The sequence below is a fragment of the Kovacikia sp. CALU 1929 genome (assembly GCF_056784235.1).
This window is the reverse complement of sequence record NZ_JBXBCF010000005.1, coordinates 20,197-44,586: the sequence shown is the minus strand read 5'-3', so window position 1 is coordinate 44,586 and position 24,390 is coordinate 20,197. Positions and strand designations below refer to the sequence as shown.

Genomic DNA, 24,390 nt, shown 5'->3' with positions numbered 1-24,390 from the left:
TCCGATTGCGTAGACTATTAGATGATCAAAGCCGCCCAACCAGCAGTCAGAGTGATCAAACATGGCATCCCCACAGCTAGAAGCGGTGTATCAACGGGCATGGATACTGCAACAGCGGGCGAACAATCTACCCGCATTACAACAGGCACTCCTGGCACAGGCGTTGGAGGAGCTTCAAACTGTCTTAGAAGAATTGCAGGTATCCGAGGAAGAGCTACGTGCTCAAAATGAAGCGCTGATCACCACTCGTCAAGCGGTCGAGGCAGAACGTCAGCGCTATCGGGAACTATTTGAGTTTGCACCGGATGGCTACCTTGTTACCGATGCCAATGGCAGAATCCAGGAAGCCAACTGCGCGATCGCGGCTCTCCTCAATGTTTCGCAGCCGTTTCTGGTCGGCAAGCCGCTGTTGGTGTTTATCGATCCGCCCGAACACTCGGCGTTTCATCTCAAGCTCGATCAGTTAGAGCAGTTAGACAAGCTGCAAGATTGGGAACTTCGTCTGCGTTCGCAGCGGCGATCGCCCTTCCAGGCATCCCTCACAGTATCCATTGTCAGGGATTTAGCCGGTCAAATCGTCAGTTTGAGGTGGCTACTGCGCGATGTTACCAGGCAAAAGCAAGTCGAACAACTGCTAGAAAATCTGAACGCCGAGCTAGAACGTCAGGTGCAGGAGCGCACGGCTGAGTTGCAGCAGGCGCTTGAGTTTGAAGCTGGACTCAAGCGCATCGCCGACAACGTGCGGGACAGCCTGGATGAAAGCCAGATTTTGCAAACGGTGGTACGAGAATTAGTCTTCGTACTCGGCTTAATTTGCTGCGATACCGCCCTGTATGACCTCGATGCAGCGACTTCTACCATTCGTTATGAATTTACGAATGCTGCAAACGGAGTGTCGTCACCCTCCGATCAAGGTCAGGTGGTTGCCATGTCAGCGTTTCCTGAAGGCTACCATCAGCTTTTACACGGTGAATCTTTCCAGTTTTGCGAGTTGGTTGAACACTCGCCTCGTCACCTCACGATTATGGCGTGTCCGATTATCGATGAACAGGACGTATTAGGGGATCTCTGGCTGTTCAAACCGCAGCGGGATGCCTTTAACGAGTTGGAGATTCGGCTGGTGCAGCAGGTGACAAACCAATGCGCGATCGCCATTCGGCAAGCCCGACTGTATCAAGCCTCGCAAGTGCAAGTACAGGAAATGCAAAAGCTCGATCAGCTCAAGGACAGTTTTCTCAGTACGACCTCTCACGAACTGCGTTCCCCGGTTGCCAATATGCGGATGGCGATGCGGATGTTGCAGCTTACTTTGACCCAAGAGCGCCATGCTCCTGATGAGTCCACAAAGCGAGAGAAAGCCGATGCCGTCGATCGCTATCTCAGCATTTTGAACGCCGAGTGCGAGCGCGAAATTAGCCTGATCAATGATGTACTCGATTTTCAACGACTCGATGCAGGCGAAAACCCGTTAGCGTTAGAGCCGATGCAGCTACAAGCCTGGTTGCCTGCACTCGTAGCACCCTTTCACGAGCAGGCCCGCGAGCATCAACAAACCTTACAGCTAGATGTTTCTCAGGCGTTACCTATTTTAATGTCTGATCCGGCAATGTTAGAACGGATTTTGACCGAGTTGTTAACGAATGCCTGCAAATATACGCCTCAGAACGGACACATCACCGTTACCGTGCAAGCTCAACTAGACTTCATGCAGATCCGCATCAGCAACACGAGTGGTGAGGTTTCTGATGCGGATCTGTCTCACCTATTTGATAAGTTCTACCGCATCCCCCATGCTGATCCCTGGAAGCAAGGTGGTACGGGCTTAGGGCTGGCACTGGTAGAAAAGCTAATCAAACATTTAAGTGGCACGATCGCGGTTGACAATACAGACGGACAGTTGCACTTCACAGTTGCACTGCCATTAGTTGAGCAACGATCGTCATCCTCGTGAAATGACTCAAATTGGCAATCGCTAAAAAAATTAAACTTCGTTGACGATCCAAAATTTGATGAACGTCTGGTTTCTTGCTGCGGTTTTTTCTTTCATCGCAATAGCTGCCGCAAGATCGTGGAAATTAACAGGTTGCTAATCATGAAAGCCAATTCGTCAGGGTCGAATGGTTTTAGTAAATATCCTGCAAACCCCATGTCCAGAATCAGGTCAAGGTTCTCTGTGGGCAGTACTGTGGTCGCGATCGCTGGAATATGCTTCCCGGTATCTACTTCCAGCGTTCTCAATTTCTCAGTCAGCGTGTAGCCTTCGTCACCGAGTAAGCTAGTCTCACAAACTAGGATGTTGGGTTTGAGCCAGTTAAGAGTTTCAACCGCTTCCTTTACAGATCCAACTGTGGTTACAGTTGCATCAATACTTTTGAGCAAGGAGGTATACGTCTTTCTACTACCAAAGTCGTTGTCTATAACCAGTACTTTTACCCCTTGGAGGAATGAAAGCTCTTTAGCAAGGTTATTCTTTGGAGACATAGTAGCCTCAGTTGGGGTTATATAAATAACAAGTGGACAAAAACCGGATAATTCTAGCTTGAAATTAACCCGGTGATGATTCAACGATTTCTAATTCCATAGAGTGCTAGAGTGCTGTTTTATTTCTGGCTTTATTTGGTTGATTACTACATAAAAATTAATCAACTACAATGGAAAACTTTCACCTACTCACTTCAAGTAATTACAGAACAACGGGTTTGTAATCTGGGCAACCGATTGCTGCTTCATTCAGCGCTTTACAGGGATGAACAGGACATTTGAGATTGTATTCGCCTGTAAAGAAGACGCAGCAATGGCACGGAATTTGATGCAATCTTTGAAGATAGGTCAAACCTTTCTGAAACGCGTCCCAGAGCGTCCAGACGAAACTGAACACAACCAGTGACAGACAAACCTCAAAAGCAAATCCGGCAAGCGATGGAATCATCTGAAGTAGCGTTGGGATGAACATGGTGGGTTACTCCAAGAGAATTTAAGAAGATGAAGCTAATGCGGGTCGTAGTTCAACAGCTCCCATCGCTTGAGGTTGCTCCAGGCTCGATCCATACAAATCGACAAAGCGCTTGAAGAGTTGCATCGTTTTGTGATTAGACTGACCAAACTGGGCTGAACGGCGAATTTTCGTCTTGTTCAGTTTGTGGAGGTAGGGTAAATCCTCAAGCACGGTTAAGCCCGCAGCAATATGTAAAAGGATTCGCAGCAGCGGTCTTGGTAAAGCCAGATTGCTGTAGATATCAATGAATAACTTGTGTTCGTTCTGGCTCAATGGCAAGACGTTGAACATCACAGCAATTTTCTTGCCATGATGCACAGGAATATTCAGTTCAATCGTGTAAGGAGTGTGTAGCGTTAGCTCTACCTCAACTACAGGCTGTCTCACCAGGCTGAGTACATTGGGTGAAGCCTCTAGAACCGTTTGAAATTTCAGGCTACCACCGATCGTAGTGGCTTCAAACTGACCGACATCAATCACTTTCAAGTTGTTCAAACTAAAGGCATGCACCGATTCCAAATGCTTTAAATTCAACAGATGATAGATCTGACACAGGTAAAGGATCGGTAAAACATATTCCTGAGTAATCAAGTGATATTTTTCCAACTGAAGCATTCTTGCCTCCGTTTGGTGACGATAGGCTGCGTGCTGAGGCGTATTGGAACTCAGGTTGTAGTGCTTGAGCGTACTGATCTGCTCTGCACTTAAGTGTTCAGTTGTCGGCGTTGCTGGCTTGAGATAAAGCCATACCATCAAGAGCAAAGCAACCAGAACCACCTGGGCAAGACCGATCGCAGACAAAGAGCCATCGGCAAAGCAGGCAACACTGCGATCTGCAAGGGTAACTATCCAGGCGAAGCTACCAACCTTCCAGAGACCACCGCGAAGCTTGGTCACAAGCAGGGATGCGTTAAAAAACGCGCCGTTACTCATGACTTCACCGTCATGATGGTGGTATGAATTGGTAATCATAGGTATTTAATATTGGTTTGAAAGTAAGTTTTAGCTGGAACCGTATCATTCGTTTCAAGGGACAAAGTGGTCTAAAAATCAGCGTTTTGCTGATTTTTAGACCTTGATTGGGAACACGCAAACACTATGATTGCGTCACCAGCTTGACCGTAGCGTTTTGCAAGCCAGGACGCTGCACGGCTGCCAGCGTCCGAGACACGGCATATTTTTGGTTGATGACGCTAAGTAATTGAGATATATTGTGCTTTCTAGCCACGCCCCAGAGGTCAGCCACCAAATCAAGTGAGCCATCGACGTTACGAGACCAGCCCAAGTCATAGCCACCCTCAAGCACGGCAACAAGATCAGCCCGAACGTGTTGGCAACCCGAGCCACGCACCATCGCATTAGTCTGTACAACAAAGCCCAGTTGACGGAGGGAGTCTTGCAAAATGGAAATATCAGTCAACTTACTGCGGAGAGTATTGAAATGAGACATTGTTGTTTCCTTAAGATTGAAGATTAGCGATCGACGAATTCAACAAACCAACTGCTAAACACGAATAAGCACTTTTAACGATCGTCTTCGTGTCGATTGGTTACGAATGAACCAGTTGTGCAACGATTTGTGCTTTATGCCAGTATGGCAACCATGTGTTTGAAATTGAGTATAGGTAAGGGTTTATCTTCTGTAGAAGTTGTAGAAGTTGTATAAGTAGTGCCATCAAGCAAGCTATGTTCACTCGGAAGACTGAAGGCGGCTCTACCAAATGAGGTAGAAAAAATTATCACGATCAACCTATAGCCAGAGTTTCATATCCGGCTAGTGGGCACTGTATGTTAAGGATTGAAAGCGCCAATCAGTGCTGAACGCTGGATATAGCTTCATCTTGCAAAATTGCTTATCTTTGTTCGATTAGTCTTTATCGGTGTGTCTTCAGTCAGCTAGTCCATAGATACCTCTGAAGACGGACAACTAAAGTAAGGTCTGTAAATACGATAAAGGGGCAAATCGTTAAGGAATGTAAATCATGGAAGCGAACAAAACGACTGGCTTACCCCCTACTGCTACGGAATATAACGGCATCGATCGCAACGCTTTTATCTTCGGTTTCAATCCCCAGGCTGAACTATGGAACGGTCGTTTGGCAATGATTGGCTTTCTCGCTTACCTGCTTTGGGATTTAGCAGGCGTTAGCGTTCTACGTGATCTGCTGCACTTAGTTTAGGTAAGCACCAGAAATTTTCACTCCTAGAAGCGCATTGAGAAGCTCGTATTCAATCAAAATCCGTCAAAACAGCAAGCCCCTTTCCATTATTGGAAAAGGGCTTTTGTTTGTAGCAGCCTAAAACCAGAGCAATATACCCTCAAGGGAACGGACAGCATCATTTACTTTACGCCGTGCGTACACTACTCAAACTGACGGTTCAACATATGGCTCACAGTCCTCACCTTCACCCCCACCGGAATCAAAATTGATGTCTAATCCAGCGTCTGACCGACTCAAGCAAAATGCTACGAAAATCATGCAACTGTGGGAGGAGCGCGCGCGGGCTGAAGTTTATGCCTCCATGCAACAGGACTCTCTAGTCTTGCAAGATTCGCTACCGCTGTACTTAGAACAACTGGTCGATGAGCTTTCAACTGAGATTGACCAAACCTCTGCCCAAGTCACAGCCGATGAGGTGGAAAGCACACGCATTGGCTGTGACTTGGGCATGAACGCGCAGGCTATGCCGACTACTCCATGAATCAACTCATTTTCGAGTACCATATCCTTCGTGAAGTCATCTTTCAAGTTTTAGAAGCAGAAGTGCCTTTGAACGTGCGCGATCGTGACATCATCATCGGCTCCATTGAGAAAGCGGTGAATGACGCCGCCACGCAATTCTCCCAAACGCTGCAAGATATCCAAGAGCTTTTTATGGTGACGCTCACTCACGACCTCAGAAATCCCATCAACGTTGTGAAAATGGGCACTCAACTGCTGCTGCGTCCGCTGGAACAAGGCGATGCCCATGCGGAGGTGGCAACGAGAATGATGAGTGCGATTGATCGACTGAATACGATGATTCAAAATCTGCTAGATGCAAGTCGGTTGCGGGCAGGGCACCGCTTAAAAATGGACTTTGAAGACTGCAATTTAGCCCTCCTAATTCAGGACGCAGTGGAAGATTTGAATTTCGCTCACGGAAAAAGGTTTTTGGTGGTTTCTGATGCGGAGGTCAAGAGCCATTGCTGCCGTAAAGAACTACGGCGGGTGATTGAAAACTTAGCCACTAACGCTGTGAAATATGGTGCTCCTGACACACCAATTACACTGACGCTCCAGCAAACTGAAACCCAGATCAACCTGACTGTTCATAATGAAGGCGAACCAATTGCTCCTGAAGCGCAATCAATCCTGTTTCAACAATTTCGTCGCACCACCTGTGCTGAGGAGCAAACGGGCTGGGGTTTAGGCTTGTTTTTAGCTAAAAGTATTACTGAGGCGCATCAAGGGACGATCGCGGTCGAAAGTACGGCGGGCAAGGGAACAAGCTTTATCGTTAAATTGCCTAAATTTCTCTTTGAGTTAGCTAAGTTGCCTATAGACTGAATCTCTAGCAGGAAAATTTTGGTCGCTAAGCGCTTTGACTCAGTTGCTTTGAGGATTTCAAGGCATTTATGTTTTGACTCAACTTAAGAGACTGATGCCCACAAGCAAAAAGATTGAGCACTAAAAGCACTGTCACTTGAGGAATTTATGCCCGCGCATGACATCATTTTGCCCCAAAACGAACCGTTTCTGAAGTACACGAAGAGCCTCCAGAGTCGGTATAGAAATTGTGGTAGAGCGCGATACGTTTGGAGTTATTCCTTTTAGTAGACGCATAGCAAAACGATGGCAGTTAAATTGAAGGAACTCTTGCATCCATCGTTCTACTGTTGAACAAGCTAGAGACTCCAAAAATCTTAAAACACTCAGGAATAAGACAATGCCTTTCAATCCATCTAAAGTTATCGTTGCAAGCGCCTGCGCTCTTAGTTTAACTGCTGTACCTCTAGCGCTATCTGCCTCTGCTCAGACAGATACAGCTCCTGGTACTACCACCACTGCTCCTGCCGATACTAACTCTGGTACTATGTCTACCCAAGGAGACGATCGCGGCTTTGATTGGGGTTGGCTTGGTTTGCTCGGCTTGATTGGTTTAGCAGGCTTAAAGCGTAAGCCTGAACAAACCCAGGTGTATCGCGACCCTAATGAGACAAGTCGTCCTGGTGCCAGAATCTAACGTGTGTCGCTCTCTAAATTAAACTGCTCTAAAAGATGCTGTTCAGTTAAACCGGACAGCATCTTTTTTAGTAGCCCAGCCTTGATCAGCAGCAGCCACACTATCGCACGCATGCTGGTTTTGAGTATCACGACTTGCAAACGTGCAAACAGAGAAAATCTGGCTGCATGAGTGTGCAAGCGCATTGATCGACCAAGCACTTTCACCTGCGAAGCACCAGTCTTGCTAGACACCTTTAACATCAAGCTTTTGCACAGTTTTTTGAATCGCCGCGAGATCGATATAACAATTGGCAACGTCAATTAGAGAACTGCTAGTCATCGATCGCAACCCAACGACTTCAACCCGAACGCCTTGCCCAGCAATCGTATTCACTACGTAGACAAAATCGCCATCGCCGCTGACCAAAACGGCTGTATCACAGTACTGCGCCAAGCGCATCATATCCACCGCAATTTCGACATCAAGATTGGCGCTTTTAGCACCATTTGCAGCCTGTGTCACGGCTTTAGTAATGACGCGGAAGCCGCTATGAGTCATCCAGTAGAGAAACCCTTTCTGCTTCTCATTGGTTGGGTCATAGCCCGTGTAGAAAAACACATGCGCCAGACAATCTTTAGCCGTTAAATACTCCACCAGTTTGGTAAAATCGATCTCAATGTTGAGATATGAAGCGGCGTAAAAAAGATTTGAACCGTCGATGAAAATAATCACTCGACCGCGATCGCCTTGGTGGGAGATGTAATTTTCATGAGCAGGCTGATTGAGGGCTTCGCATGGCGATGTGTCCTGTACAAAACTAGACGTTTGATTTAATACTTTATGAGATCTTTTTTCTAAAATCTTTTTCTTAACAACAATGTCTGCCACTTGTAACTCCTTGATAAGGTGGCTAGAAAAACTTGCTTTCCGGTGCTACAGCTAACAGGGTGCGAACAGTCTCACGTGCTCTAGAGGCTGTATGGGGTTCAGTAATCCACCACAAAACAACTGCCGGAATGACACCCAACACTGCACCGATCGCGGTGGGAATCCAGAAACGCATATCTAACTGGTACAGCGTTATCATCGCGCCAAAGGCAAAATTCACCAGATAAATCACGAGTGGCACCGTCAACTGGGATCGAGTCAGAACGAATGTCAGCTTGCGCCAGCAAAAGGCAGCTACAGACATAAACAGCGTCCCCGTTCCCACCCAGCCCATCAGATTGCGATACGGCATCCCAAAAAACTGACCGGGGTCATAGAATTCCCAAAAGGGATAGGCTGTCTGGCTCATTGCTGGGTCAAGCACAAAGTCCCAAGCAGTGAGGAGCAGCGCCCCAACAGCGATCGCACCCACCTGCCTAGTCCAACCTTTGACTCCTACAGCATCTAACCCCGCCCATGCCAGCAAATAGGTTGATAAACCGACATAAAACCAGGACAGCGGAATTGTGAACGGTACCAAGCCAGCGATCTTATACCCCAAACCATTCAGATAGCTGTAATGCCCAAAAGGAAAACCAGTACTGGTTCCCAGCAATTCACTGCTTAATGACAGTCCCATCGCAGGTAGCATAAAGACCAGCCAAGCACGCCAGCCCAACGTCCTACAAGCATAGAAACTAACGGTCAGTGCTCCCAGAAGAATGTAAAACACCCCCCCGCCTGCCATACTCCATCCAAACAGCGCTTGACCAGCCGTTGGTAAAGCCGCAATAAAGTCAGGATTCGGTAGCACAAGTAGCAGTCCTGCCAGCCCAAAAATTAAAGACAGAATATGACCGGCTAAACAAAAACGCTCGATCGCAACCAGTTGTTTCATAAAGTCTCCTTAAAGCACAGGAACTGCAACATCATGCTGCTGGCTAATACACGGTTGCTCAGTTTGAGCCACTTTAACGACTAAGCGATCGCAATTGATCAGCTCAACTAGAGCCACAGTCGAAAAGTTTGTGACATAAATTTCCAGTTGGGCTTCGGGTCGGGCTACGAACAAAAGGCGTTCTCCTGGAAAAACAACCCGCTCAAAATACCAGTTTGTAATATTTGTGATTCGAGCTACTTTAACTGTGCGGTCACGATTGGTGTAACAGCAGAGAATGGAATCAGCACAGTCAGCAGGCAAGCGATCTAGAATTTGAGTCATTGTGATGCAGTTTGTAAGGCTTACGACCAGTTCAGTTTTGTGGCGATCGCGCCTAGCAGTACAACCAAACCGAGCGATCGCCGGAAATAGTTAACACCCTGGAAAAGCTCTTGCCATGCCCAGGTGAACAGGGAGCCAAAAGCGACTGCCTCTAGCCCCCTGTGGATGTTGCCGCTGGTAATTAACAGTGCGAGTAAAGTCGCTACAAGACAAACCAGGAGAGGTAAATTGGGCTTCTGAGCAAGCGCAATATTGCCGTCGTCATCTCGAAAAGTGCGATTAAATAAAGTCTCTTCCGTAGCTTCAGGTGTATGCATTGAACTCCTTTGACTCAAAAATTTTGACTCAAAAATAAGTCAGTATGACGTTAAAAGTCAGTATGCCCCTTCACTGTTAAAGATCGTGTCTGATTTGATGTTTTACTTGTGTATAAATTAGGCAGAAACTGCTGAAACATTCAAAAGTCATAGACGAAGCTTTACTTGTTTACCTAGTAAGATATAAAACTTCTTTGATGCTTTCTGCTGTATTAGGAAGCATCAAATCTGGTTAGAGGAGTCTTATTCATGACTGCAATTTGCATCACAGCGCCCAAGTTTCGTCATACACAATGGGTTAGCTTTGTAGGCGGAGAAGGGGTAGTGGTAAGCTACACTCCCGACGCTGGAAGCTGGACTTACTTGATTGAAATGACGCTGGGTCCAGAACCCAACTTTGGCAGAGTGGGTGCAGAAACAACAGTGGTTCTCCACGAGGCAGATTTGCGTGCAGCCTGACCTCGAAGCCAAATCATTCACAGGGCTTCTAGTCGCATCGGTCATCCTCATACTCTGGATCAGCAGTTTGGGATTTCTTTCATCGATCGACATCGCTCAACTAGCAACTATAGGGATCGTGCCTGCTGTTTTAGGGCGAACGTTCATTCAGACTGGGTTGTTTATCCTGGCGCACGATGCCATCCATGGAGTTGTGGTTCCGGGTAATCGCCGCTTCAATCACTGGGTTGGGCAATTAGCAATCACGCTGTACGCACTCCTGCCCTATCAAAAGCTCTATCTCAACCACGGGGAGCATCATGAATATCCGTCTTTGCCCTGGTATCATTTGCCATCTGTACGTCAACCGAGATTACCGAGACAGTCGAACCGTACTGATGTTAGCCAACCCTTAATTTTCGTGTCTTGCTGCAACATCACCACTGTTGACCCTACTCCTCATGACAGCTTGCTAAATTTCAGCAAGAAGCTCTAGCTGCGGATAGCTGTTTTTGACCGCATAAGCCACCATCCTTAGGGAACGTATTACCCTTCAAAGCAGGTTTAGACACATGATATTAATGCCCCTCGATTTTCTGCTGCGGTGGCTCATCGGACCGTTGACGATCGCTGTTCTCGGTGGGGGTCTCTACATCCTGCACGAGTGGTATCAGGGGGAGTTGGTCGATCGTGCCTGGTTGATTGCAGGCTGGGCAATGATCATCTGGTCGGGCGTTGGCTTTTTGCCCCTCAGCCTCTTGCGTCGCCGGGGACGCGACGAACCCAACATGCAGCGCAGCCACGAAACAAAGCGCCTATCACGCCCCGATGGCAGTGAAATCCAGATAGAGTTTTACGGTTCTCCTGACGCACCACCGTTGATTTTGACGCACGGTTGGGGACCGAACAGCACCGTCTGGTATTACGCCAAAAAGCAGTTAGCGAATCACTTTCGCGTTGTTGTGTGGGATCTGCCAGGACTCGGCAAGTCAACCAAGCCACAGAATAACGATTACTCGATTGAAAAATATGCCAGAGATCTAGAAGCTGTACTGTCACTGGTGGGCAATCAACCTGCCATTTTGTTGGGTCACAGTATGGGTGGCATGATCCTACTCACGTTTTGCCGTCTGTTTCCAGAGCACTTGGGAAAGCGGGTGTCTAGGCTAATTCTTGTAGACACCACCTACACCAACCCCACCAAGACTGCCATTCTAAGTCAACTGCTCATGCCGCTTCAGAAGCCACTGATTGAACCCTTGCTGCACTTGACGATCGCGCTTGCTCCGATCGCCTGGTTGATGAGTGGTTTGAGTTACTTAAACGGTTCGATGTATCTGACAGCCGAACTGTCTGGCTTTACAGGACGGGAGACACGCGGACAACTCGACTTTACAACTCGCTTGGGCTTACTGGGTTATCCAGGCGTTTTGGCGCGAGGAGTGCTGGCGATGTTGCGTTTTGACGAAACGCAGACGTTACCCAAAATTCCCATCCCAGTGCAGGTGATTGTTGGCAAGTCTGATATCGCCACTCGTTTGCCTGCGAGCCAGCGGCTCACTCACGATATTCCCAAAGCAGAGTTAGTTGTGCTGCATCCGGCAGGGCACATGGGCTTGATGGAGCGCAATGCTCAATTTGCTGAAGCCGTGCGATCCTTTAGTGTCTCGCTTGAAAATGTTTAGTAACCGTGCCTGAAGCGTTTCTCGACATTACTTTGCAGCAGAAATTTGATCTTTTCGCTGTTGTAGCACCTGCTGTAATTCAGGATGAGGAGATCCTCCGAGTTATTGCTCAAAATCTCAAATTTCAAACTGCAATGACTTAGATTTTAAGTCAGAAAAGGAGTAAAGAGGCGAGTTTACCAAACCCTTAGTCTGCCCGAAGAGGGAGGATTTAGTAAGACTATCTTCGTTACTGTTACTTAGATTAAACTTGTCCATAAGTTTGCGATCAAATCTGACTGCTTAGCGACAGTTCACAATCGAAGCGAGAGGTTCACTTCACAGCCTGGCAGGCTTGGGAACTGTCCCAGATGGATACAGCAGCTTTGCAACAAACGGTTGTAAGTAGGTAGGTGGAATCAAATGTAGGATGGGTTAGCGATAGCGTAACCCATGCGGGTGTTGGGTTTCGTACCTCAACCCAACCCACACAGGTCTATATTTAATTAGTCCCACCTACTTACAACAAGCTTTAATTGAGCGGGCAGAAGTGGATACAACAACTACCTTGCCGCTGCTCGACGATTCAAACTATCAGAGACCGCAATGGGTTATTGGGAATTGCACATATCAAGATGATGACCACTCTCTAGGAGAGCCAACAACGCTGCATTTCCAGGATAGTTTTGGATGAAAGATGGGCTATTGATGGGTAATGCACCCTGGTTATTAGGAGAATCTCGTAGGCATTATAGGGAGTTGGAAAGTGCATCTCAAATCAATTGATCAACAAGTTATCGCAATTGTGGGCGCATCCAGTGGCATCGGACGAGAAAGCGCGCTGAGATTTGCGAAAAAAGGTGCCAAAGTTACGGTCGCTGCCCGATCGCAATCCGGCTTAGACTCACTGGTTGAGGAAATTGAGAGCATGGGAGGAGAAGCGATCGCCATTACGGCAGATGTTGCTGACTTTAGTCAAGTGCAGGCAGTTGCTCAAAAAACCGTTGACCGATTTGGACGGCTAGACACCTGGGTTCACACGGCTGCGACATCGGTCTTTGCCAGGTTCGAGCAGATTACACCCGAAGAATTTAAGCGGGTGATTGAGGTGAACTTAATGGGACAGGTCTATGGTGCAATGGCGGCATTGCCTCACCTGCGGCGCGAAGGGCGCGGTGCCTTGATTCACATCACCTCTGTGGAAGCTCGTCGCTCACTGCCCCTTCAAAGTGCCTACTCCGCCTCTAAACACGGAGTTGAAGGATTTCTGGAATCGCTCCGGGTAGAGCTGCAACACGATGGCGTACCCATTAGCGTTACTAATGTAATGCCCGCGACGATTAATACGCCATTCTACAACAAAGGACTAACAAAACTGGGCGTGCAACCGACTGGAGTTCCCCCTTACTACCAGCCCGATATTGTAGCGGATGCGATCGTCTACGTTGCCGAACATCCCACTCGCGACATCATTGTAGGAGATGTAGGTCGCGCTCTTGATGTCATGCAAAAGCTTTCACCTGCCTTGGTAGATAATCTTCTCGCCCTCATTGGAGTAGAGGGTCAGTATACGGAAATACCTAAGCTTGAGAGTGATCCCAACAATCTGTATGAACCGATCGAAGGTTATGACAGAGCAACAGGAGATTACGGTGATAAGACTATCCCTAGTCTGCTCGATCAACTCGATTTTCATCCGGTAGCAAAGTGGGGCGCGATCACTGGAATTGGTGTGCTAGCGCTGCTGGCAATTCAAGCCTTCAAGGGCGTGAAATCTTAATTCAAAACTCACGTTAGGAGATAGCAACGATGGAAACGACCTCTAACAAAAATGATGATCCGCAATCAAGCAATCTGGGGGAAACCGAGCGTTGGGGTTCGTTAATTACGGGCGGTGCAATGGTGCTACTGGGATTGCGAGACCGATCGCTACGCGGTGCATTGATGGCACTAACGGGTAGTGGTCTGGCGTATCACGGCGCAACGGGACAAAAGAGTTTGCAAGATAAAGTCACAGAGGCAACAGGTTTGAATCAGAGTATCCGCGTAGAAAAGTCAGTCACGATCGCCAATAAATCGCCCGAAGAACTCTATCGCTTCTGGCATAATTTTGAAAACTTGCCTGCTTTCATGAAGCACTTGAAGTCAGTCACGGTGATTGATGAGCAGCGATCGCACTGGGTAGCAACTGCACCATTAGATGCCAGTGTCGAGTGGGATGCCGAAATTATCAACGACCAGGAAAATCAGCTGATCGCTTGGACATCGGTGTCCGGTGCAGAGGTTGATAACTCTGGTTTTGTCCGATTCAAACCTGTACAAGGCAGGGGAACGGAAGTCAAAGTTGTGATTGAGTATAATCCTCCCGGCGGCGCAGTTACAGCAGCGATCGCCAAACTGTTTGGTGAAGAACCAGAGCAGCAAATGGGAGATGATTTACGCCGCTTCAAAATGCTGATGGAAGCAGGCGAAATTGCTACGACTGAAGGACAATCAAGCGGTCGGAAGTAAGAGCGCCAGTGGATGGAAGGAGTCATCCATTGACGCTTTTTTATCACTGTATTTTGATTCACAAACTCAGGAGATTTGATTCAATGAAAGCAGTTTGCTGGCAGGGTACGAATAAGGTGACAGTCGAAACTGTACCTGATCCCAAAATCATCAATCCCCGTGATGCTATTGTCAAAATTACATCAACGGCAATTTGTGGTTCCGATTTACATCTGTATGACGGTTTCAATCCTACGATGAAGCAGGGTGATATCCTGGGTCACGAGTTTATGGGTGAAATTGTTGAGCTAGGTAGTGCTTTTAAGAATGGCAATGTCCATGACAACGGCAAAGCTCTTGCGATTGGCGATCGCGTAGTGGTTCCTTTCACTATTTCCTGCGGTAGCTGCTTCTTTTGCAACCGTACTTTATGGTCACTATGCGATAACTCCAATCCGAACGCCTGGATGGTAGAAAAAGTCATGGGTCACTCTCCGTCAGGACTTTTTGGCTATTCCCATCTGACCGGAGGCTATGCGGGGGGGCAAGCTGAGTATGCTCGTGTTCCCTTTGCAGATGTTGGGTTGTTCAAAATTCCCGAGGGGCTTACAGACGAGCAGGTTCTATTTCTAACGGACATTTTCCCGACTGGCTACATGGCAGCAGAAAACTGTGACATCCAGCCCGGCGATACGGTGGCAATCTGGGGCTGTGGTCCAGTAGGGCAATTTGCGATTAGAAGCGCCTTTTTACTGGGTGCGGAGCGAGTGATTGCGATCGATCGCGTTCCCGAACGCCTTCAAATGGCGCAAGCGGGTGGAGCCGAAATCCTGAACTTTGAAGAGGTGGAGGTTGGCGAAGCGCTGAAAGAAATGACGGGGGGGCGCGGTCCTGATTCTGTGATGGATGCGGTAGGGATGGAAGCTCACGGCATGGGCTTGGAAGGCTTCTACGACAAGGCAATGCAGGCAGTACGTCTGGAAACCGATCGCCCCAATGTGTTGCGTCAGGCGATCGTAGCTTGCCGCAAAGGTGGAACAGTGTCAGTGCCCGGTGTTTATACGGGTTTTGTCGATAAGATGCCAATGGGTGCTTTCATGAACAAAGGCTTGACGATGAAAACGGGTCAAACCCATGTTCATCGCTATTTACAACCGTTAACTGAACGGATTCAAAAAGGTGAAATCAATCCGTCGTTCTTGATCACTCACACGCTACCAATCGAGCAAGCACCGCACGGCTACGAGATTTTCAAACACAAGCAGGATAACTGTATTAAGATTGTCCTCAAGCCTTGACATTCTTCATGTTAATGCCGCAGGAGTTATGTAGCGTTTCGCGCTCGACTAAAACCAAATTATTTAATGAAAGCTGCGCTTTTAGCGCAGCTTTCATTAAATAATTCGTACTTCACTCAATTGAAAAATGCTATAGCTGCCGCCACTTGGTTTGGAACACTTTTAGAGTGGTAGCTACACAAAGATATCTGACCGATTTTGGTGGCGGTGGGTTAGCCGTCCTATGCCCATGGATGTGCTGCTCTCTCCGCTCCTACTTTGGTGAAAATTTATTAACCTGGCAATGTTTGTTCATACATATTTCGGAGTTACAAAGCGATCGCGTAGGGTGCGTTACGGCGATGCCTAACACACCCTACAGCTCATGTCAGATCTTTGATTGCCAGGTTAATAGATTACATTTTATCATCAGCTTCATGACTATAGCGAAAGACAAACCTTCTTCCATAAGGGTGTTCACAATCATCATCAGTTCTATCGCTGTAGTCTTCACGATTGTATGCTTTACGATTTTCGTCATTCCTATTCTTGTCTCGACGACAATAGAAGTTTCCGTGCTCTTTAACTTGGTGATGGCGATACATTTGACTTCCTTGAAACTACAACGTGTGGCAAATAAGTCTGTGGCAAATAAGTCAAAGTTCAGCAACGTCTCTCAACTTTAATTACCCAACATTTCTGTTTTAGCGCGGTTAAGAGTTTGCATCAGTTCCTGACGATTTTGTTCGCGAATCAGGTAGCGCCACACAAAACGCACGACATACAACAAGCCAATCAGTTTGAGAATTGGCGTGATCAGTGGGATATCATCAATTGCATCTAACCCTGCAAACAGGAGTCTAGTGCCAAGGAACGCCAGAAGAATCCAGCCCAGTGTCGTCAGAAGTGGGCGATTGTTTTGGAAGAATGCAGGAGTGTATGACATTGCATTCTCAAAAAACTGGGTCGTCTTAGCTTGAATCGATCGCCAAGCTTCTGTTGCTGATTCGGTTGTAGGTGCATCAGGCATCGTAGACTCAAAGCCATCAGTTGTCGTATCCATCGGCACGATGACTGCCAGGGGAGATGTTTCATAATGACGCAGCAAGTCAGCCGGATCATCATAAATGGCGATCGCCCCCTGAAGCTGTTGGTCGCTGAACCCGCCAGAGCGAAACGCAATGACACTCACGCCTGCTTTTCCGGCTGATTCAATGTCGTAGGGCGTATCACCCAACATCACAGTGCGATCGGCTGGTAAGTGGGCTTTGTTCAATGCGGCTTCTACGAGATCTGGCTCTGGTTTAGACGCTTCTACATCATCAGAAGTTGTGAACTCTGAAAGCAGGTCATCCACTTGTGCCACTTTAAGCAAGATATCCATTTCTTGCTCAGTGGCTGAACTGGCAACAATGAGATGCAATCCATCCGCTTGCATTTTCTGCACAAGTGCCCGCGACCCCTTAGTCGGAGCAAGTTCAGGACTAAATTTATTGATGATCAATTCTTTACGTCGATCGGTAATTTGCTTACCAACTCCATCTTCACTATTGAGTTCTGCAACCAAATGAGGAACAACTTGATCACCGCCCATGCCAATCAACGGACGAACCTAGTCAAATGGAATTTCGTATTTATAGTCAGCAAATGCTTCTATCCAAGCTTGAGCATGAGCATCGTTGCTTGAAACCAGTGTGCCATCCACATCGAGAATGATCCCTTCAATTGCCATGATTTTTACTCCTATTCAACGTTTTTAGCCGTGTGTCATTCCGTAGCGTGCTCTTGCCAGACTCTAGAAGGCGAAGAGGCCCAAGTTTCTGACCGCAAGTGCGCCACCGATCGCGGAGGCTGCTAACGAGAAGAGTGCCGAACTAAAGACCCACCAGGCAGCACCAGACGCGACTTTGCGAGTTTCGCGCACTTGTTTTTGAGTCTGGTGCTTGATCGCTTCTAGCCGTTTTTGCGTTTCCTGCTGAATCCGCTCAACCTGGTGTAAACCGCTATCACGGACTGCCTCAACCTGTCCAATAATCCGATCGGCATCGGCTTTCGAGATGTCATCACGAGAGCTTAAAACAGCGGCTAATGTGCCACGATCGAACTGACCCAGGCGATCGCGCAGTGCCTCCAAGCCAACTTGCGGGTCATCAAACAGCTTGCCAAAATCTTGCTTAATCCCGTCGTAATTCAGTTCAGGGCGTTCCATGCCATTGAGATAGTTACGAACGCTGTCAAAGCCTTTGTCAATAGTCGATTGGACAGTCTGCTGAACCTGCTGGATTTGTCCAACAACTGCTTTGTAATTAGATTCCACTTGGTCAACAATCCGGTTGGCTTCTTCCTCAGTTATGTCTTCGCGTTGAGCCAGTAGCGCGACAAAGGTTTCTCGATTGAACTGGGAAGCGCGATCGCCCAGGCTGCTCAAGCCGGAACGCGGATCTTGCAGTAACAGTTGTAAGTCTCGTTTAATGCCATCGGGATTAAGTTCAGTTTTGTCGGTGTTCAGCAGGTAGTTTTCTAGATTTGCTTCAAAGTCAACCGCCTGCTTCTGCACGCGACTGGCAAGGCGACGAGGCGCTTTGACCAAACTACGAACGGATGCTTGAAACTGATCGATCGTCTGATTCACTTGCTCTTCGGTCAAGTCGTCCCGCTGGCTCAAAAGCTTGACGAGGGTTTCTCGATCGACTTGAGACAACCGCGCCTGCAAGGAAGCCGCTCCCGCTTTAGGGTCATTCAGCAAGGTGGACAGATCGCGTTGAATGCCTTCAGGGTTGAGTTCATCAAGATTGGTTTTGCGAAGATACTTAGAGAGCGTTTGTGTCGTCTGTTCATACTGCTCTTTCGCTTTGCCTGCCAGCTTTTGCGGTGCTTGTAGGAGACTATCTCGCACCGATTCCACCTGATCGAGTACCTGATTCACTTGCTCTTCGCTGAGGTCTTGCCGTTGGCTCAATAGCTGCACCAAGGTGTTGCGATCGAATTGAGAGAGCCGTCCTCGCAGGGCAGTTATCCCTGCTTCTGGATGATCAAACAGCGTTTTCAAATCGCGCTGAATGCCTTCGGGATTCAGTTCTTCCTGGTTAGTATTTCGCAGATAGTCTGACACTTTTTGATACAGTTCTTTCGCTTGACTTTGAGCGCTATCTTGCACTTCTTTGGCTTGCGATAACATTTGATCGCGGGTGCCCTCCAGTTGATTCAAAATTTGATCAGCTTCTTCGGCGCTAATGTCCTGTCGCTGGCTCAAGAGTTGCTCTAGAGTGCTGCGGTCAAACTGGCTGAGACGACTACCCAGAGCCTCTAATCCCGCTTCCGGATCGTCGAGCAAGGTTTTGAAATCCTGTGCGATCGCGTCTGGATTCAGCTCCGTTTTATCGGTAGAACGCAGGTAGTTTTCGACTCGGCTCTTAAGGTCTTGTGCTTTTCCCTCCACTTCAGCAGTTTGCACGGTGCTGAATACTTCAGCCCGGATTGCTTCCAAATACCCTGCCAAGTCTTGAATGGCTTCAGAGGTGAAGTCACTCCGTAGTTCCAAGACTTCCACAAAGTAATCGCGATCGATGAGTTCTAATTCTTGACGAATAATCGCAGGATCGGCTGCCGCGTCGTAAATCACATCGCGGAATTCCTGCTTGACGGTTTCCCGATTCAGCTCCCAGGGATGGGAAAACAGCAGATAGTTTTCTAGGTCTGCCTGAATTACGCTAAACGGTTTAGGCGCTTTGGTAGTTTTCCCGTTTGATTTACCGTTGGCATTACCATTACCATGACCATTAGACTGTTCACCAGACTGCAACAAATTATGCTTTAGGGTTTGCAGTTGTCCTGAAATTTTCTCGACATCCAAGTCAGAAAGGTCGGTATTTTGCAGCACCTTATCCAGTAGTGCAGTTGCACCAAATTGTAGTGCCCGACTGGTTAAGTTGCTTCCTGAAAAAACTTGGTCTGATGTGGTTTTGAGCAGTTGGCTCAATTGACCGCCCAGTTCGCCAGATTGCAAATCTTGTGGAGTCGCGGTCTTTAATTGGTTGATGAGTTCTTGCGGATCGATCGCTCCTTTCTGACCTGCAACCTGTTTCCAGGCTGCTTCAAGTTGGTCAGTGATGCCATCGATATCTCGTTTCGACAAATCTGTGCGGCTACTGACCAACTTCGTGAGCGTTTCCCGGTTAACGGTTTTCAGCAAATCACTGTCGGCAATTGACCCCAAATCGGCATCTTTCAGCAACGTTTCAAATTGCTCTCGGATTTTACTTAGGTCGAGCTTGGGCAGTTGCAGATTGCTTAATGAGCTTTGCAGCGTTGTTTGAATGCTATTCGGGTCAAAGCCAGCAGTTAGCTCACGGCGAACGGCGGCTGTAATGTCTTCAACCGTTGACACCGTCTGATTTTTGGCGACATTCGCGCCGACAACCGCTGCACCAGTGCCCAACAAGCCTTGTACTCCTGTTGTTGCCGTGCTGATCACGGATCCCAACAGTGACCCTAGCGTTGTAGACCCAAGCCAAGTCAACAGCGTAAAGAAAACCGACCAGATGACGACACCCGCGATCGCACCCAATAACGTGCTGCCCGCTAAGCTCAGTTTCACCGCTAGAAAAGAGGCTGCAAACAAAGCAAGGCTGACACTAAGCAGCAATCCCAGTCCCACTTTGGTCTCAATCCCTCGAATGGCATCGCCCAGCCCTTCCTGCTCATCATCGCTAGAAGCGCTACCAGGAGCAGCAACCACCGCGATCGCCAGGTTCGTCAACAGCAATTGAAAGGCGAATGCCATAACGACACCTGCAACCAGTGCCAACACAAAGTTAGGACTAGAAAACGAAAGGGTTGTTTCCTCGATCGGTAAGCGATCCGTCACTTGATACGGTGAATTCGCCTGGGCAAGCAGCCTATCCACTGTGAAGTCTATTAGTTGAAACATTGTTTTTTCCTATTCTTTGAACCAGATTGATTAAATAGATTGAAAAAAGCAGCCTCTTGATTTAGCAGATAATTAATGCGGTTGAATCAAACCCTCTGCAATATTCTGAATCTGCCCCCAGATCTCGCCAAGGTGGGATGTATACGGCTTCTACAGATTGCTAGTGGTTCATCGATGACCGCCCATCCACCTGGCAGCGATCGCGCCAAACGCGGCTCCAATCAGAGGATTAGGCTCTATAAATTTCACGCGCGCGGGTTGATCTGCGAGAACCTCGTGAAACATATCAGGATGATTATGGTAAACAAATCCCGCCTATTTGCTTACATCATCCTGACTGACAGGAATTTAATCGGGGTGAAACGATGTTAATTTTGCGCATATAGAACTAGCTTGACAGGCTGCCGTTAAAGATGGCGTCTAAGTAGGTGTTTTACTCGCGTATAAATCAAATAAATTCTGCTAAAACAGTCCATAGTTATAGATGATTTCTGTTGATCTACCGATAAAGTAATAGGAATTCTTCGAGGCTTTCGGCTTTAGTGAGAAGTATCAACGCGGCTTCAATCTCTTGCCGGACGGTAGCCGTCACTGCACAATTGCTGTTGAGGCAATCAAGCAACAACTGATTCGCGTCATAATACCGTTGCAAGCACTCTTGCTGCTCTGAGGTAAAGTGCCAGTTCTGCTGAGTGTGGCGATGCTTGACGATCGCCGCTTTCAACTGCTCTAGCCAAGCCAGATAATTTGTTTGCCACCATGCCTGAACGCTTTTTTTGCTTTTTGTTGGATCAGGGAGTTGCGCTTTAAGCGCTTGCAGAGCGTGATGCAGCTCCCTGTCAAGCGTCATGATCAGGGCATTATTAAGTCCATCGACACAGGCTTGCGCCAGGGTAGGATCAGCGTTGGAGGCAATAGCACACTTCAGCACTAAGTCATCTAACACCATGTCCAGAAAAAGCTCCTGATTCAAGGTGGATGCCAGCGCTAAGTGGGGGACAAGGTGCGGCTTGTTGATCAGGGCAATGTAAAAGGCGCTTGTATTAGCAGGTTTTGGCGGCTTAGCAAAAGACTTATGGCTTGCCCAGGCTAAGAACTTTTGTAGATAGGGATCGTGAGCCACGATCGCATCAATCTGTTGCTTCATTAACTGCACCAGGGGGTCTGCGCTTCGCAACATCGCCGCCGTCATCAAAAAGACTTCTCGCCAGCGGGGTTCCGTGAGATGCTTGACTAGCTGTTCTAACGCTTGATTGGAGGCTTGGAGATTGTGACTGGCGACGATTTTGCGCGCTGTAAGATACTCTTGAAACGTCAAAGACGAAAAGGAGAAAATGCCTTGCACCCGTTCTGCTAACAGCCCGTGCTGTAGTTCGATCGCCTTGAGAATGCCTTCACTTTCTAACTGCAATGCCTCTGGCTCCATCGAAGCATTTGGTAAGCCACTGAGGTAAGCGCTGATGTGTTGCTCAACAGCCTGTTGGGCAAAGAAATAATCTCCTTGCTCAAACGTGACAGTGGCAAGCTGGCTCAGCAGTTTTAGCTTTTGGGGCAATAAAAAGCCGTGAGCCATCTCGTCCCGCTCAATGCCTTTGGTTTCGTCCCATTTGCCCAGCAACAGATCTAAACATTGCTTATAAAACTCCGATCGCTGGGTGGGAAACTTGCCCTGATGCTGAAACACCCAGCAGGCGAGATGGAGAAACAGCGGTGTGACAGCCAGCCGACGGAAAGATACATTTTCCGGCAAGTGTAATTTTTGGGCAAACTGTGCTGCCTGCTCCTGTCTGTCCCGCAGCGTCGCTTTCGTCAGAGTTGTAAACCACTTTTGAGCAAACGCCGCTATTTGGTCTGCCGTAAAAGGAGCCATCTCGACATCAGTGAACCGTCTGAGATTAGCGGCTTTCGTGGCTGTACGGCACGTTACAACAAACAAATTCTGTTGATACTTTTCAGACAGTCTGCGAATTTCCTGCACAACCACCCGACGTTCTTGCGCCAGCACTTCATCGATCCCATCCAGCAAGAGTAAGACTCTGCCCGCTTGTAGTAGCGTTTCCAGCACAGACGAGTCGGTCAGTCCAGATGTAAGGAATTCGTCACGCAGATAATTGAGCAAGCTGAACTCGCCTACGGCTCTCGCGTCATCGGCAAAATCTCTCAAGGTGACGAAAATGGGCACCCGATCGGCGGCAAAGCTACCTCGGTTACACCGCATCGCTAGATGTTGCAAGAACGTCGTTTTACCTGCCCCTGGTTTCCCCAGTACCCGCAGCTTCGAGTAGATTTCGACGGCTTTTATACCCGCAATTTGAGTTTGGGATGCGCCTCCTAAGCCAAAGCGATCGAATTCTTTAGGCGTGAAGCGTTGCAGATCAGCCAACTCTAACCACTGCTGGCTGGGAATCTCCTCCAGCATGTTGACATCAATATAAAGGTCGTCAAGCTTGACAGGACGGCTGATGTTCAACAGTTGCAAGGTGCCGCATTGATCCTGAATTTTGTCCTGCCGCTGCGATCTCACCTGTCGGACTAGATCGTTTATATCGACAACAGGCGCGATCGCTCCTGGTTCAGGAAAGACAGCAGGCGGATGAACCGTAATGGCTCGCCAATCCAGATCCAGAATGACACAAAGCTCCTGAAAAACCTGGCGCTCAACGGGGTTGTCCCGTGAAAAACCGCCAGACCGATTGGCGTGTCTTTAAGCCAACTTCGCCTGCCAAGTTTTCTTGCGTCCACCCTTTAAGGGCAAAGGCGCGTTTTGCTTGCTGAATGCCGGGCAGTGATGCCTGGAGCGATCGCTTGACCATGAGATAGAAATCCTAGTCTTTATCTCAAGAACTTATACGTCATCATTATGTATGACTTTACAGTTTTCCTCTGTATCGCTAATCCCCCACTTGACAGATAATCAGGTTACTGAGAAAGCTTTTTGGGCGTTTTACACCTTCTAAGCGAAAAAATACAACATCATCCATAGTTTTTGCGTGCTTTTTTAGACTTTGTATAAGTTATATGCAAGTAAAACATATACTCAAACATAATTTTTAACATCCAGGGACAGGAGCAACACTAATTTCCGGCTCTACTTTGTCTCATCCTTGTTGACAGATTCCGGTGCAACTGACTATGGGAGTAAACCCATTCAAACGGTTCAAATTGAGGCGCTCTTATCGCAGCAACAGTATCTGTGCGCCCAGTTTGCAGTTGTAGCGGCTTTTCGAGCACCATGACATCGGGGTAGGTATAAAGATTGCGATCGGGAATCCAAAGCCGTTGATCGGTGTAGAAGGTCCGATAATTTTTTCCTTTAAGGGTAGGCTTTAGAAGGATGTAGAGGTTGCCAGCTATGTCGTTGTGGTCAGGCGTTCCTCCTGTCATCGGAATAATTTCTCCATTGCGGTATTCGCTGCGCGTTTCAGATGCCAATTCCAGTTCAAGGTATTCCTCGGCTGTACAGATCTTCGTCCCAAGTTGTGTAATCATGCTGGGTTGACTCCAATCTTTGCGTGGCTTTGCTGTCCGATCGCCTGGATGTAAATTCAATCTTACTCCAGGGAAATCATCCGCTCAGCAGGAGCGATCGCCTGCCCAACAGCAAACTTTCTGTTCAACTCGTGGACGATCGCGTTCCGAACTCCACAGTTTGAGTCGTGAGGTCGAAGTTTCGAGTTCTGGGGGCAACTGTTGCGGGTTGGAATGGTAAGGTTCCGGCTTTGAGCCGGAGCGATCGCGTTCCGAACTCCAGAGTTTGAGTCGTGAGGTCGAAGCTTCGAGTTCTGAGGGCAAATGAGCCGATGTTGAACCGCAAATTTCTCGTTTCCAGTCTAGAGATGAAGCTATTGAATTACTGGGTCTTGGACAGCATTGCAGCGGCGATCTGACGCAATACGGTCGCTAACGAACCAACTTACCGCG

The 24,390-nt window shown here is 48.0% G+C and carries 26 protein-coding genes; 11 read left to right on the top strand and 15 right to left on the bottom strand.

From position 1 onward, the window contains the following. Nucleotides 1-61: 61 nt before the first annotated feature. Nucleotides 62-1,951, top strand: coding sequence for a sensor histidine kinase (locus AC1S52_RS00375; protein WP_482027055.1), 1,890 nt, complete (start codon nt 62-64; stop codon nt 1,949-1,951). A gap of 92 nt (nt 1,952-2,043) precedes the next feature. Here AC1S52_RS00375 and AC1S52_RS00370 read toward each other — a convergent pair whose 3' ends face one another. From AC1S52_RS00370 to AC1S52_RS00355, 4 genes are all read right to left on the bottom strand, one after another. Beyond that, entirely contained in the window at nt 2,044-2,481 is a 438-nt protein-coding gene (locus AC1S52_RS00370; protein WP_482027054.1) for a response regulator, read from the bottom strand. A gap of 202 nt (nt 2,482-2,683) precedes the next feature. Next, entirely contained in the window at nt 2,684-2,953 is a 270-nt protein-coding gene (locus tag AC1S52_RS00365) for a hypothetical protein (protein ID WP_482027053.1), read from the bottom strand. A gap of 21 nt (nt 2,954-2,974) precedes the next feature. Further along, nucleotides 2,975-3,967, bottom strand: a complete 993-nt coding sequence (locus tag AC1S52_RS00360) for a hypothetical protein (RefSeq protein ID WP_482027052.1) — start codon at nt 3,965-3,967, stop codon at nt 2,975-2,977. A gap of 124 nt (nt 3,968-4,091) precedes the next feature. Continuing rightward, nucleotides 4,092-4,445 (bottom strand): DUF1257 domain-containing protein, encoded by a 354-nt coding sequence (locus tag AC1S52_RS00355; RefSeq protein WP_482027051.1) that lies wholly within the window; start codon nt 4,443-4,445, stop codon nt 4,092-4,094. A 532-nt stretch (nt 4,446-4,977) separates the two neighbouring features. Here AC1S52_RS00355 and AC1S52_RS00350 point away from each other — a divergent pair. The 4 genes from AC1S52_RS00350 (at nt 4,978) to AC1S52_RS00335 (ending at nt 7,222) form a co-directional block, all read left to right on the top strand. Further along, nucleotides 4,978-5,175 carry a high light inducible protein gene (locus AC1S52_RS00350; protein ID WP_482027050.1) on the top strand — a complete coding sequence of 66 codons (198 nt, stop codon included), beginning with the start codon at nt 4,978-4,980 and terminating at the stop codon, nt 5,173-5,175. A gap of 250 nt (nt 5,176-5,425) precedes the next feature. Continuing rightward, nucleotides 5,426-5,698: a hypothetical protein gene (locus AC1S52_RS00345; RefSeq protein ID WP_482027049.1), complete on the top strand. Its 273-nt coding sequence runs from the start codon at nt 5,426-5,428 to the stop codon at nt 5,696-5,698. Further along, nucleotides 5,695-6,546: a sensor histidine kinase gene (locus tag AC1S52_RS00340; RefSeq protein WP_482027048.1), complete on the top strand. Its 852-nt coding sequence runs from the start codon at nt 5,695-5,697 to the stop codon at nt 6,544-6,546. Before AC1S52_RS00345 ends, AC1S52_RS00340 begins: the two co-directional genes overlap by 4 nt. Before the next feature lie 379 nt (nt 6,547-6,925). Then, nucleotides 6,926-7,222, top strand: coding sequence for a WGxxGxxG family protein (locus tag AC1S52_RS00335; RefSeq protein ID WP_482027047.1), 297 nt, complete (start codon nt 6,926-6,928; stop codon nt 7,220-7,222). Here AC1S52_RS00335 and AC1S52_RS00330 read toward each other — a convergent pair. From AC1S52_RS00330 to AC1S52_RS00310, 5 genes are read right to left on the bottom strand one after another with little or no spacing between them, the layout of a single operon-like run. Further along, complete coding sequence (locus AC1S52_RS00330; RefSeq protein ID WP_482027046.1) at nt 7,219-7,455, bottom strand: hypothetical protein; 237 nt, start codon at nt 7,453-7,455, stop codon at nt 7,219-7,221. The two genes, AC1S52_RS00335 and AC1S52_RS00330, sit on opposite strands and share 4 nt — an antisense overlap. Next, the gene (locus tag AC1S52_RS00325; protein WP_482027045.1) at nt 7,448-8,092 is read right to left on the bottom strand and encodes a LabA-like NYN domain-containing protein; all 645 of its coding nucleotides are present in this window, start codon (nt 8,090-8,092) and stop codon (nt 7,448-7,450) included. Before AC1S52_RS00325 ends, AC1S52_RS00330 begins: the two co-directional genes overlap by 8 nt. Nucleotides 8,093-8,114: 22 nt before the next feature. Further along, complete coding sequence (gene cruF, locus AC1S52_RS00320) at nt 8,115-9,029, bottom strand: gamma-carotene 1'-hydroxylase CruF (RefSeq protein ID WP_482027044.1); 915 nt, start codon at nt 9,027-9,029, stop codon at nt 8,115-8,117. Between the two features lie 9 nt (nt 9,030-9,038). Next, a complete protein-coding gene (locus tag AC1S52_RS00315) occupies nt 9,039-9,353 on the bottom strand; it encodes a DUF1830 domain-containing protein (RefSeq protein ID WP_482027043.1) in 315 nt (104 codons plus the stop codon). A 20-nt stretch (nt 9,354-9,373) separates the two neighbouring features. Further along, the gene (locus AC1S52_RS00310) at nt 9,374-9,670 is read right to left on the bottom strand and encodes a hypothetical protein (protein WP_482027042.1); all 297 of its coding nucleotides are present in this window, start codon (nt 9,668-9,670) and stop codon (nt 9,374-9,376) included. Nucleotides 9,671-9,919: 249 nt separating this feature from the next. Here AC1S52_RS00310 and AC1S52_RS00305 point away from each other — a divergent pair, with 249 nt between their 5' ends. The 6 genes from AC1S52_RS00305 (at nt 9,920) to AC1S52_RS00280 (ending at nt 15,560) form a co-directional block, all read left to right on the top strand. Then, nucleotides 9,920-10,129, top strand: a complete 210-nt coding sequence (locus AC1S52_RS00305; protein WP_482027041.1) for a hypothetical protein — start codon at nt 9,920-9,922, stop codon at nt 10,127-10,129. Beyond that, nucleotides 10,119-10,604, top strand: a complete 486-nt coding sequence (locus AC1S52_RS00300) for a fatty acid desaturase family protein (RefSeq protein ID WP_482027040.1) — start codon at nt 10,119-10,121, stop codon at nt 10,602-10,604. Before AC1S52_RS00305 ends, AC1S52_RS00300 begins: the two co-directional genes overlap by 11 nt. Before the next feature lie 85 nt (nt 10,605-10,689). Continuing rightward, complete coding sequence (locus AC1S52_RS00295) at nt 10,690-11,793, top strand: alpha/beta fold hydrolase (protein ID WP_482027039.1); 1,104 nt, start codon at nt 10,690-10,692, stop codon at nt 11,791-11,793. 745 nt (nt 11,794-12,538) lie between these two features. Continuing rightward, a complete protein-coding gene (locus AC1S52_RS00290) occupies nt 12,539-13,552 on the top strand; it encodes an SDR family oxidoreductase (protein WP_482027038.1) in 1,014 nt (337 codons plus the stop codon). Between the two features lie 29 nt (nt 13,553-13,581). Next, complete coding sequence (locus tag AC1S52_RS00285) at nt 13,582-14,283, top strand: SRPBCC family protein (protein WP_482027037.1); 702 nt, start codon at nt 13,582-13,584, stop codon at nt 14,281-14,283. A gap of 83 nt (nt 14,284-14,366) precedes the next feature. Continuing rightward, complete coding sequence (locus AC1S52_RS00280) at nt 14,367-15,560, top strand: zinc-dependent alcohol dehydrogenase (RefSeq protein ID WP_482027036.1); 1,194 nt, start codon at nt 14,367-14,369, stop codon at nt 15,558-15,560. 661 nt (nt 15,561-16,221) lie between these two features. Here AC1S52_RS00280 and AC1S52_RS00275 read toward each other — a convergent pair. From AC1S52_RS00275 to AC1S52_RS00250, 6 genes are all read right to left on the bottom strand, one after another. Then, nucleotides 16,222-17,133: an HAD-IA family hydrolase gene (locus tag AC1S52_RS00275; protein WP_482027035.1), complete on the bottom strand. Its 912-nt coding sequence runs from the start codon at nt 17,131-17,133 to the stop codon at nt 16,222-16,224. A gap of 201 nt (nt 17,134-17,334) precedes the next feature. Next, nucleotides 17,335-20,469 carry an MFS transporter gene (locus tag AC1S52_RS00270; RefSeq protein ID WP_482027034.1) on the bottom strand — a complete coding sequence of 1,045 codons (3,135 nt, stop codon included), beginning with the start codon at nt 20,467-20,469 and terminating at the stop codon, nt 17,335-17,337. A 499-nt stretch (nt 20,470-20,968) separates the two neighbouring features. Then, nucleotides 20,969-22,993 (bottom strand): NACHT domain-containing protein, encoded by a 2,025-nt coding sequence (locus AC1S52_RS00265; RefSeq protein ID WP_482027033.1) that lies wholly within the window; start codon nt 22,991-22,993, stop codon nt 20,969-20,971. A gap of 133 nt (nt 22,994-23,126) precedes the next feature. Next, nucleotides 23,127-23,282, bottom strand: coding sequence for a hypothetical protein (locus tag AC1S52_RS00260; RefSeq protein WP_482027032.1), 156 nt, complete (start codon nt 23,280-23,282; stop codon nt 23,127-23,129). 262 nt (nt 23,283-23,544) lie between these two features. Next, a complete protein-coding gene (locus AC1S52_RS00255) occupies nt 23,545-24,018 on the bottom strand; it encodes a Uma2 family endonuclease (protein ID WP_482027031.1) in 474 nt (157 codons plus the stop codon). A gap of 24 nt (nt 24,019-24,042) precedes the next feature. Next, nucleotides 24,043-24,261 carry a hypothetical protein gene (locus AC1S52_RS00250; RefSeq protein WP_482027030.1) on the bottom strand — a complete coding sequence of 73 codons (219 nt, stop codon included), beginning with the start codon at nt 24,259-24,261 and terminating at the stop codon, nt 24,043-24,045. Nucleotides 24,262-24,390: the final 129 nt, after the last annotated feature.

Excerpts from the sequence above, each read along its gene's own strand:
- AC1S52_RS00375 (WP_482027055.1), top strand. The coding sequence starts at position 62 with ATGGCATCCCCACAGCTAGAAGCGGTGTATCAACGGGCATGGATACTG.
- AC1S52_RS00370 (WP_482027054.1), bottom strand. The coding sequence starts at position 2,481 with ATGTCTCCAAAGAATAACCTTGCTAAAGAGCTTTCATTCCTCCAAGGG.
- AC1S52_RS00365 (WP_482027053.1), bottom strand. The coding sequence starts at position 2,953 with ATGTTCATCCCAACGCTACTTCAGATGATTCCATCGCTTGCCGGATTT.
- AC1S52_RS00360 (WP_482027052.1), bottom strand. The coding sequence starts at position 3,967 with ATGATTACCAATTCATACCACCATCATGACGGTGAAGTCATGAGTAAC.
- AC1S52_RS00355 (WP_482027051.1), bottom strand. The coding sequence starts at position 4,445 with ATGTCTCATTTCAATACTCTCCGCAGTAAGTTGACTGATATTTCCATT.
- AC1S52_RS00350 (WP_482027050.1), top strand. The coding sequence starts at position 4,978 with ATGGAAGCGAACAAAACGACTGGCTTACCCCCTACTGCTACGGAATAT.
- AC1S52_RS00345 (WP_482027049.1), top strand. The coding sequence starts at position 5,426 with ATGTCTAATCCAGCGTCTGACCGACTCAAGCAAAATGCTACGAAAATC.
- AC1S52_RS00340 (WP_482027048.1), top strand. The coding sequence starts at position 5,695 with ATGAATCAACTCATTTTCGAGTACCATATCCTTCGTGAAGTCATCTTT.
- AC1S52_RS00335 (WP_482027047.1), top strand. The coding sequence starts at position 6,926 with ATGCCTTTCAATCCATCTAAAGTTATCGTTGCAAGCGCCTGCGCTCTT.
- cruF (WP_482027044.1), bottom strand. The coding sequence starts at position 9,029 with ATGAAACAACTGGTTGCGATCGAGCGTTTTTGTTTAGCCGGTCATATT.
- AC1S52_RS00315 (WP_482027043.1), bottom strand. The coding sequence starts at position 9,353 with ATGACTCAAATTCTAGATCGCTTGCCTGCTGACTGTGCTGATTCCATT.
- AC1S52_RS00310 (WP_482027042.1), bottom strand. The coding sequence starts at position 9,670 with ATGCATACACCTGAAGCTACGGAAGAGACTTTATTTAATCGCACTTTT.
- AC1S52_RS00305 (WP_482027041.1), top strand. The coding sequence starts at position 9,920 with ATGACTGCAATTTGCATCACAGCGCCCAAGTTTCGTCATACACAATGG.
- AC1S52_RS00295 (WP_482027039.1), top strand. The coding sequence starts at position 10,690 with ATGCCCCTCGATTTTCTGCTGCGGTGGCTCATCGGACCGTTGACGATC.
- AC1S52_RS00285 (WP_482027037.1), top strand. The coding sequence starts at position 13,582 with ATGGAAACGACCTCTAACAAAAATGATGATCCGCAATCAAGCAATCTG.
- AC1S52_RS00280 (WP_482027036.1), top strand. The coding sequence starts at position 14,367 with ATGAAAGCAGTTTGCTGGCAGGGTACGAATAAGGTGACAGTCGAAACT.
- AC1S52_RS00275 (WP_482027035.1), bottom strand. The coding sequence starts at position 17,133 with ATGGGCGGTGATCAAGTTGTTCCTCATTTGGTTGCAGAACTCAATAGT.
- AC1S52_RS00270 (WP_482027034.1), bottom strand. The coding sequence starts at position 20,469 with ATGTTTCAACTAATAGACTTCACAGTGGATAGGCTGCTTGCCCAGGCG.
- AC1S52_RS00260 (WP_482027032.1), bottom strand. The coding sequence starts at position 23,282 with ATGGTCAAGCGATCGCTCCAGGCATCACTGCCCGGCATTCAGCAAGCA.